The 7,066-nt window shown below is 53.4% G+C and carries 8 protein-coding genes and 1 pseudogene; 2 read left to right on the top strand and 7 right to left on the bottom strand.

The window, feature by feature from the left end; genetic code table 11:
- Nucleotides 1-34 precede the first annotated feature (34 nt).
- The 3 genes and pseudogenes from PMI01S_RS32320 to dusA all read right to left on the bottom strand — a co-directional run.
- Nucleotides 35-127, bottom strand: a pseudogene (locus tag PMI01S_RS32320) (hypothetical protein); the annotation flags it as partial.
- 192 nt (nt 128-319) lie between these two features.
- A complete protein-coding gene (tal, locus tag PMI01S_RS03535) occupies nt 320-1,246 on the bottom strand; it encodes a transaldolase (protein ID WP_084318046.1) in 927 nt (308 codons plus the stop codon).
- 178 nt (nt 1,247-1,424) lie between these two features.
- Nucleotides 1,425-2,420 (bottom strand): tRNA dihydrouridine(20/20a) synthase DusA, encoded by a 996-nt coding sequence (gene dusA / locus PMI01S_RS03530; protein ID WP_084318045.1) that lies wholly within the window; start codon nt 2,418-2,420, stop codon nt 1,425-1,427.
- Nucleotides 2,421-2,739: 319 nt separating this feature from the next.
- Between dusA and PMI01S_RS03525 the strand changes: the two genes are divergently transcribed.
- On the top strand, nt 2,740-4,044 hold the full coding sequence (locus tag PMI01S_RS03525) for an SIR2 family NAD-dependent protein deacylase (protein WP_084318044.1): 1,305 nt from the start codon (nt 2,740-2,742) through the stop codon (nt 4,042-4,044).
- 209 nt (nt 4,045-4,253) lie between these two features.
- Here the strand turns inward: PMI01S_RS03525 and PMI01S_RS03520 are convergent, their stop codons facing one another.
- Nucleotides 4,254-4,523: a short-chain dehydrogenase gene (locus PMI01S_RS03520; protein ID WP_084318043.1), complete on the bottom strand. Its 270-nt coding sequence runs from the start codon at nt 4,521-4,523 to the stop codon at nt 4,254-4,256.
- Nucleotides 4,524-4,849: 326 nt separating this feature from the next.
- Here PMI01S_RS03520 and PMI01S_RS03515 point away from each other — a divergent pair, with 326 nt between their 5' ends.
- On the top strand, nt 4,850-5,068 hold the full coding sequence (locus PMI01S_RS03515) for a hypothetical protein (protein ID WP_084318042.1): 219 nt from the start codon (nt 4,850-4,852) through the stop codon (nt 5,066-5,068).
- A 108-nt stretch (nt 5,069-5,176) separates the two neighbouring features.
- Here the strand turns inward: PMI01S_RS03515 and PMI01S_RS03510 are convergent, their stop codons facing one another.
- The 3 genes from PMI01S_RS03510 to PMI01S_RS03500 all read right to left on the bottom strand — a co-directional run bounded on the left by PMI01S_RS03510 (nt 5,177) and on the right by PMI01S_RS03500 (nt 6,830).
- Nucleotides 5,177-5,962, bottom strand: a complete 786-nt coding sequence (locus PMI01S_RS03510) for a transporter substrate-binding domain-containing protein (protein WP_084318041.1) — start codon at nt 5,960-5,962, stop codon at nt 5,177-5,179.
- Nucleotides 5,963-6,046: 84 nt separating this feature from the next.
- A complete protein-coding gene (locus tag PMI01S_RS03505; RefSeq protein ID WP_084318040.1) occupies nt 6,047-6,316 on the bottom strand; it encodes a heavy-metal-associated domain-containing protein in 270 nt (89 codons plus the stop codon).
- A 91-nt stretch (nt 6,317-6,407) separates the two neighbouring features.
- Nucleotides 6,408-6,830 carry a hypothetical protein gene (locus PMI01S_RS03500; RefSeq protein ID WP_084318039.1) on the bottom strand — a complete coding sequence of 141 codons (423 nt, stop codon included), beginning with the start codon at nt 6,828-6,830 and terminating at the stop codon, nt 6,408-6,410.
- Nucleotides 6,831-7,066 lie beyond the last annotated feature (236 nt).

Genomic DNA, 7,066 nt, shown 5'->3' with positions numbered 1-7,066 from the left:
AAGGTTCGCCCTTTTTGCACTGCTTTGAACTAGATCACAGCTTGGCCTGCAGCAGCGCCTCAAGCTTCTCCTGGTCGCGAGCAAACTGACGAATCCCCTCAGCCAGTTTCTGGGTCGCCATCGCATCTCTGGCCTCATCGCCAGCAAGCCGCCCCAACAATGCCTTCGCCGAACCATCACGTGTAGGAGCCGGCTTGCTGGCGATGGCGGCCTTATAGCCCCCCCCAAACTCCCAAGTGCGAAGCCAACACCAAACACACGCACACAAAAAAGGGCGAACCCATCAAGGTTCGCCCTTTTTGCACTGCTTTGAACTAGATCACAGCTTGGCCTGCAGCAGCGCCTCAAGCTTCTCCTGGTCGCGAGCAAACTGACGAATCCCCTCAGCCAGTTTCTCGGTCGCCATCGCATCTTCGTTCGACAACCAACGGAACTGCGCTTCATTCAGGCTCAAACGCGCTTCACCGGCATGCCCCGGAGCGAGTTTACGCTCCAGTTTACCCGTGTCCGCCGCCAGCTTATCGATCAAGTCCGGGCTGATGGTCAAACGGTCGCAACCAGCCAGCTGCTCGATCTGATTCAGATTACGGAAGCTCGCACCCATGACCACGGTCTTGTAGTCATTGGCCTTGTAGTAGTTGTAAATGCGTGTCACCGACTGCACGCCCGGATCATCTGCGCCGGTGTAGTCGTTGCCGTTGGCCTTCTTGTACCAGTCGTAGATCCGGCCCACGAACGGCGAAATCAGGAACACACCCGCATCGGCACACGCCGCCGCTTGCGCGAACGAGAACAGCAACGTCAGGTTGGTCTGGATGCCTTCTTTTTCCAGAATCTCGGCAGCGCGGATGCCTTCCCAGGTGGAAGCGATCTTGATCAGTACACGGTCGCGACCAATGCCGGCCTTGTCGTACAGCTCGATCAGACGGTGTGCACGCTTCAATACGGCGTCAGTGTCGAACGACAGGCGCGCATCCACTTCAGTGGAAATACGGCCCGGAATCACTTTCAGGATCTCTTGCCCTACCGCGACGCCAAAGCGGTCGCTGGCCAGGCCCACATCGCCCTTGCAGTCGCTGACGCAAGCGTTCAGCAACTCGGCATAACCAGGGATGGCCGCCGCTTTGAGCAGCAGGGAAGGGTTGGTGGTAGCGTCCACCGGTTTTACGCGAGCAATTGCTTCGAAGTCGCCGGTGTCGGCAACCACGGTGGTCATCTGTTTGAGTTGTTCCAGCTTGGAAGTCATGGGCGTGCTCTGTCCTATGGGTCTAATGACATTACCCGAGCGCTGACAGCCACTCAAGGGCGCATGTACGTATCGAAGTCCCCAGCGGCAACAACCTGAAAACGGCTGTTTGAATGGCGGGGCGCGGTGTCCGTAAATACGATGCCAAATCCGGGCGCAGGTTCAACCGGGGTGACCGTTAGCGTCCTTCAAGCAACTCCGCCGCCTGATCCAGCAACACCAAAGGCTCTTTAGCCTTATGAATATCCACCGACAACAACTGCCGAAACTTGCGCGCCCCCGGAAACCCGGTACCCAGCCCCAGCACATGCCGAGTGATGTGGTGCATCGAGCCGCCTGCATCAATATGCGCCGCTATATAAGGCCGCAGCTGCGCCAGCGCCTCGGCCCGGCTAATCACCGGCGCCGTGCTGCCGAACAGTTGCTGATCCACCTCAGCCATCACATAAGGATTGTGATACGCCTCACGACCGAGCATCACGCCATCGAACGTCTGCAAATGCTCGTGACAGGCCTCCAGCGTCTTGATCCCGCCGTTGAGAATAATCTCCAGCTCCGGAAAATCCTTCTTCAACTGCGCCGCCACGTCATAGCGAAGGGGCGGGATGTCGCGGTTCTCCTTAGGCGACAACCCCTCCAGAATCGCGATCCGCGCATGCACCGTAAAACTGGTGCACCCGGCATCGCGAACCGTGCCGACGAAATCACACAACTCCTGGTAACTGTCCCGCCCGTTGATCCCGATCCGGTGTTTCACGGTCACAGGAATTGACACCGCATCGCGCATCGCCTTCACACAATCAGCCACTAACTGCGGATGCCCCATCAACACCGCGCCAATCATATTGTTCTGCACCCGATCACTCGGGCAGCCGACATTCAGATTCACCTCGTCGTAACCATGCTCCTGCGCCATGCGCGCGCAAGCGGCCAGGTCCAGCGGGACGCTGCCGCCGAGTTGCAGGGCGAGCGGGTGTTCGGCTTCGTTGTGACGCAGGAAGCGGTCGTGATCGCCGTTGAGCAGCGCGCCGGTGGTGACCATTTCGGTGTAGAGGAGGGCGTGCTTGGAGAGCAGGCGCAGGAAGAAACGGCAGTGGCGGTCAGTCCAATCCATCATCGGGGCGACGGAGAAGCGGCGGGAGAGTGGGGCGGGTACTGCGTCGGTCACGGACATTGGGAATCTGGAATCGGTGGGGCTGGGAGGTGGGGAGTTTATCAGGATTGAGTCAGCGTGGTTGAGGCGAGTCTTGCTACGATTGGTTAATGCAATAGCTTTGAGGCATTAGAGGAGTGAGGTTGAATCGCGGTAATTAAAATTGGTCTGTTTTTCCCAAAGTGCGAGGGTGGGTTGGGACGGCTCTCTTTTAATGTGTGGGCTGATTAGGCTGGAGTGAATCGTCAGTGGGATGGCATTATGCCTGCATAGGCGATATATTTTAATTCTACGCATTAGTATGATTCTTATATTTGGACAGGATTGACAAGGAAGACGTATGAGTGAGTTTTTTGAAATTGCATATGCAGCGGCATCAAATCGGCTTTGTTTACTCACAGGAACTGGCTTCTCAAAAGCAGTATCCGACAAGAAAGCTCCAGGCTGGCAGGAGTTGTTAGAGGAGGTCTGTCAATTAACCAGAGAACCAGAAAAACTCATAAAGGCACTATTTCCGGAAAAAGACAAAGCGTTATTAAGTCTGGAGGAGGCAGCTCAAGTTATTTCAATTGAGCTGACGAGGGTGGGTAAAGATATTCACGAAGAAATTGCTGCAATTATCTCGAAGTTAAAGCTTGCAGGTAATACTGGGGAGATTTCTGCATTTCTAAAAAAATACTCACTCAGGGTAGTGACAACGAACTATGATAAGTTGATAGAGGAGCTGGTAGGGAAGAGTGAGTGTCACTCAATTACTCCAGGTTTACCTGTTCCAAGATCTCAGTCAAGAGTAAAGGTCTACCATGTGCATGGGTCTGTCGATTCTCCTCAAAATATGGTAGTGACTTCGGATGATTATTTTAAGTTTATTAATACTGAGTCGTATTTTTCAAGAAAGTTAAGTACGGTGCTGCATGAGAATACTGTTGTAATTCTAGGTTATTCTTTAGGGGATACAAACTTAAAAGCTATTTTGAGCGATTATAAGGGCTTTTCAAGAAATCATTTTATAGGGTCCAACATATTCTTTGTTTCGAGGCAAAAGGTTAGTCAGCCAGTAAAGGACTATTATGCGCACTGCTATGGTATTCGGGTGCTTGATGGGACGGAAGTGGAAAGTTTTTTTGCTAGTCTAAATAAAGCAATGCCAAATGCAGAGCTGAAAGCAAAGACTTCGGTAGAAAATATTAATAAGGTTATTTTTGAAGGAAGATCTTTCACAGATAGCTATTTACAGATTGAGAATTCTTTTTTCGAAATAATCTCATCTCTTGCAGCGATCGGTTTGAGTATCAATGATAAACGAGTTGTGATAGCACTAGAAAAAATAATAGCCACCAAAATCGAGTTAACTCAAGTGCCTAGTGCGTGGGCTCAATACGAGCACTTAGCCCGCTGGTTGATCTACTTGGGAAGTATTCTTGAACTTAAAGGGACGGCGTTAGAGGAGACTTACTTAAAGGCAGCGCTGCGGTCAATGGAAACGATGAGTAAGGAATATACTTATGGTTACTCATGGCATGCTTTTAAATCTTGGGACGCCCGCTGGCACGGGATTGTTTCACCGAATAGAGCGTTGATTCGGCAACATGTTGAGCTCAAGGGAACTAGAAGTGATGCATTGGCTATAGTGAACAAAGGGTAGCGCAGATGTCTATTTTCTAGAGTAGAAACGTAAAGGATCTTTTTTCCGTTATAAAAGTCCGTTGTGCGGGGTTATCGTTTTTGTTGGCGGTCGGAACGGAGATGCAGAAGTGTGTGTGTTCATGCAGATCAGCTAAAGTGACTGAAAGTCAGTTTTTTCTACCAGCCCTAGGGCGAAAGGGCGCTCGAGAAGGGCGCCCATTTGTCACGTCAGGACCGCTCAGCATCCATACGTCGAGCAACAACATCCAGCACATCACAACCATCACGCAACGGTATGCAGCAAAGCATTGCGAAATCGCTGAGTATCACCGAATCCGTAGTGATGTCCCCGCGCATTGCGAGGTTTTCCAGGATCTGCGTTACCGCGCCAATTCGGTAGCGTGCGGTGCTAAGCAGTGAATGCAACGGTTGGGTGGTGTTTACATACAGCGAGGGAAGGTCGTCGGCGTTGCTGGTTAAAGCCATATATTCGTTCATAAGTGAAGCTCCGTTAATTCAAGGGATCTATCACTCCAATTGCAACGAGTCGCCAAACCCGCACGCCATTTTGGCGTTGGTTGGACTATAGGCTTCATGAGAAAAACGCAGCAATGGCCAGACGTACGGACCATTCCGAGTGTTGTGTAGGACTTTGCTCTTTTGACAGTTTTTCAAGGGGCGCGCTTTTCTAGCATCAAGAAACCGCAGTAGCTGAACCAAGGCTGTCGTCCTGCGAAGTTTCATAATCCCCCGTGGCTTCCCGGCCTACGATGACGATTAGAGCTCGCATCACCACGCCCCCAGCCCACAGGGAAACCGAAAAAATGATCTCAAACCTCTACAAAGTCTTGCTGGTCGCCGGTGCGTTGCTATTGAGTGCCTGTTCGGGCGCGAGCACCCATAGCAACTATTCAGAAGACCTCGAGCCGTCTGCCGGCTTTGGTCCGGGCCCTACCAATAATCACAGTCAGTTGAATTTCCATGGCAGTGCGCTAGGTAACAGTTTCGGCGAGTACAGCTCGGGGTTGTTGCACGACGACTAAGGTGTGACGCAACGGCGCGGTATTCCTGCCGTTGCGTGTTCTCCGAGGAGGCGGGGCGACTGCTGCGCATTCAAACGCAGGATCCGCCAGCAACTACAGGAGATACGACTATTTGGTCTCAGGCGTAGCAATCCACTCACCCAAAACCTTCTGGTACTTCCCCGTCACCTTGGCCAGGTGCAGCCACTGATCCACATACAACTTCCAAGTCATGTCATCACGCGGCAACAGGTAAGCCTTCTCCCCATACTGCATGAACTGCCCCGGATTCACCGCGCACAAACCAGGCTTGAGCTTCTGCTGATACAACGCTTCCGACGCATCCGTGATCATTACGTCCGCCTTCTTGTCCAGCAGCTCCTGAAAGATGGTCACGTTGTCGTGAAGGCTCAATTGCGCTTTGGGCAGGAAGGCGTGAACAAAGGCTTCATTGGTGCCGCCGGCCGGTTCGACCAAACGAACCGAAGGCCGGTTGATTTGCTCGACGGTCTGATACAGCGCCTGATCCTCGCAGCGCACGAGGGGGACTTTGCCGTCGACATCCAGCGTGGTGCTGAAGAAGGCTTTTTTCTGCCGCTCAAGCGTGACCGAAATCCCGCCCATGCCGATGTCGCATTTGCCCGCCAGCATGTCGGGCATCAGGGTTTTCCAGGTGGTCTGCACCCATTCGACCTTGACGCCCAGGCTGTCGGCCAGTGAACGGGCCATGGTGATGTCGATGCCCGAGTATTCGCCGTCCTCGGCTTTAAACGTGTAGGGCTTGTAATCACCCGTGGTGCACACGCGCAGTTGGCCTTGCTGGATGACGCTGTCCAAATGCGATTGCTCTGCCTGAGCGGCAAACGATAGAGCGAGCAGGCCACCGAGCATCATTGCGATGTTTATGTTTTTCATTGTTATCCGGCTTCCATGATGGAGTGGGGCTGAGAGTACCTACTTTCTGCCGCACCGCTCAACTTCATCCTCGCCGGGGTGGACTCAGTGACAGCAGCAACTTGACCCGCCGCAGCCAGATTTCTTCTTTACGCCTTGATGTTTGTCTTCTGTCAGTACGCTGGCTGGATACCCTGCCTCCTTCAATGCCGATAGCAGAACTTCGCTCTCGGCATCTCCAGCCACCTTGACCCGACTGGACGCCAGATCGACAGTCACTTCACCCACCCCGGCGAGCGGCTGCAGCGCGGCGTTAATGTGTTTGACGCAGCTCCCGCAGTTCATGCCTTCGACTTGCAGTTCAGTGCTGTTCATTGTGTAAGCCTCTTTTACTGTGAGTGGCAGGTGGCGTGAGTCGATCGTTGACCTTGCCGCGATGGCAAGGCGAAGCGCGTCTTTGAGGGCGTTAGTTGCTCATCGGCATCTTCATCATGCTCGACTGCTCATCCATCATTTTCATCATCATGCCCATCATCTGGTCCGAGCGATCCTTGCCGTCGGACATGCCTTTGCCCATTCCCATTCCCATGCCTTGGCAGTGGTTGTGCATCATGCCCAGGCTATCCTTCATCGTGGCCAAGCCTTCTTGCATGGCGGCCCGGCGTTCGGCCGGGGTTTTGGCGGCGATCATTTTTTCGTGGGCCGCCTGCATTTTTTTCATCTGTTCGCTCATGGCCTTGTCTTGTGTCGCAGCGGCGGGGGCGGGGGTTGCGGCGGCGGTGGTCGGTGCGGTTGACGGTGTGTCGGGGTGATGTTCCTCGACGGCCAGAGCAACCAATGGGCTACTGATGAGCAGTGCGGCGACGAGTGCTTTGAGGTGCGTATGCATGGCAATCTCCAGTGAGTCAGGGACGTACAGGAATTGAGCTGAGCTTAAGAGGCGAAGCCACAGGGAGCGTCCGGAATTCCGGACGCTCGGAGGATTGTTTTAATTGTTGAAACGAACGAAACGCAGGCGTACTGGCGGCCAAGGTGCGAGTACTTGGCGGATCAGCAGCGGTAGGTGAGTGCGGAACCAGAGCATAGTGTGTACCCGATCCGAGGGAGTTTTTTGAGCTTAGTCCC

This window comes from Pseudomonas migulae NBRC 103157 (assembly GCF_002091715.1).
Lineage (GTDB): Bacteria > Pseudomonadota > Gammaproteobacteria > Pseudomonadales > Pseudomonadaceae > Aquipseudomonas > Aquipseudomonas migulae_A.
This window is presented reverse-complemented; position numbering and strand designations above follow the sequence as displayed.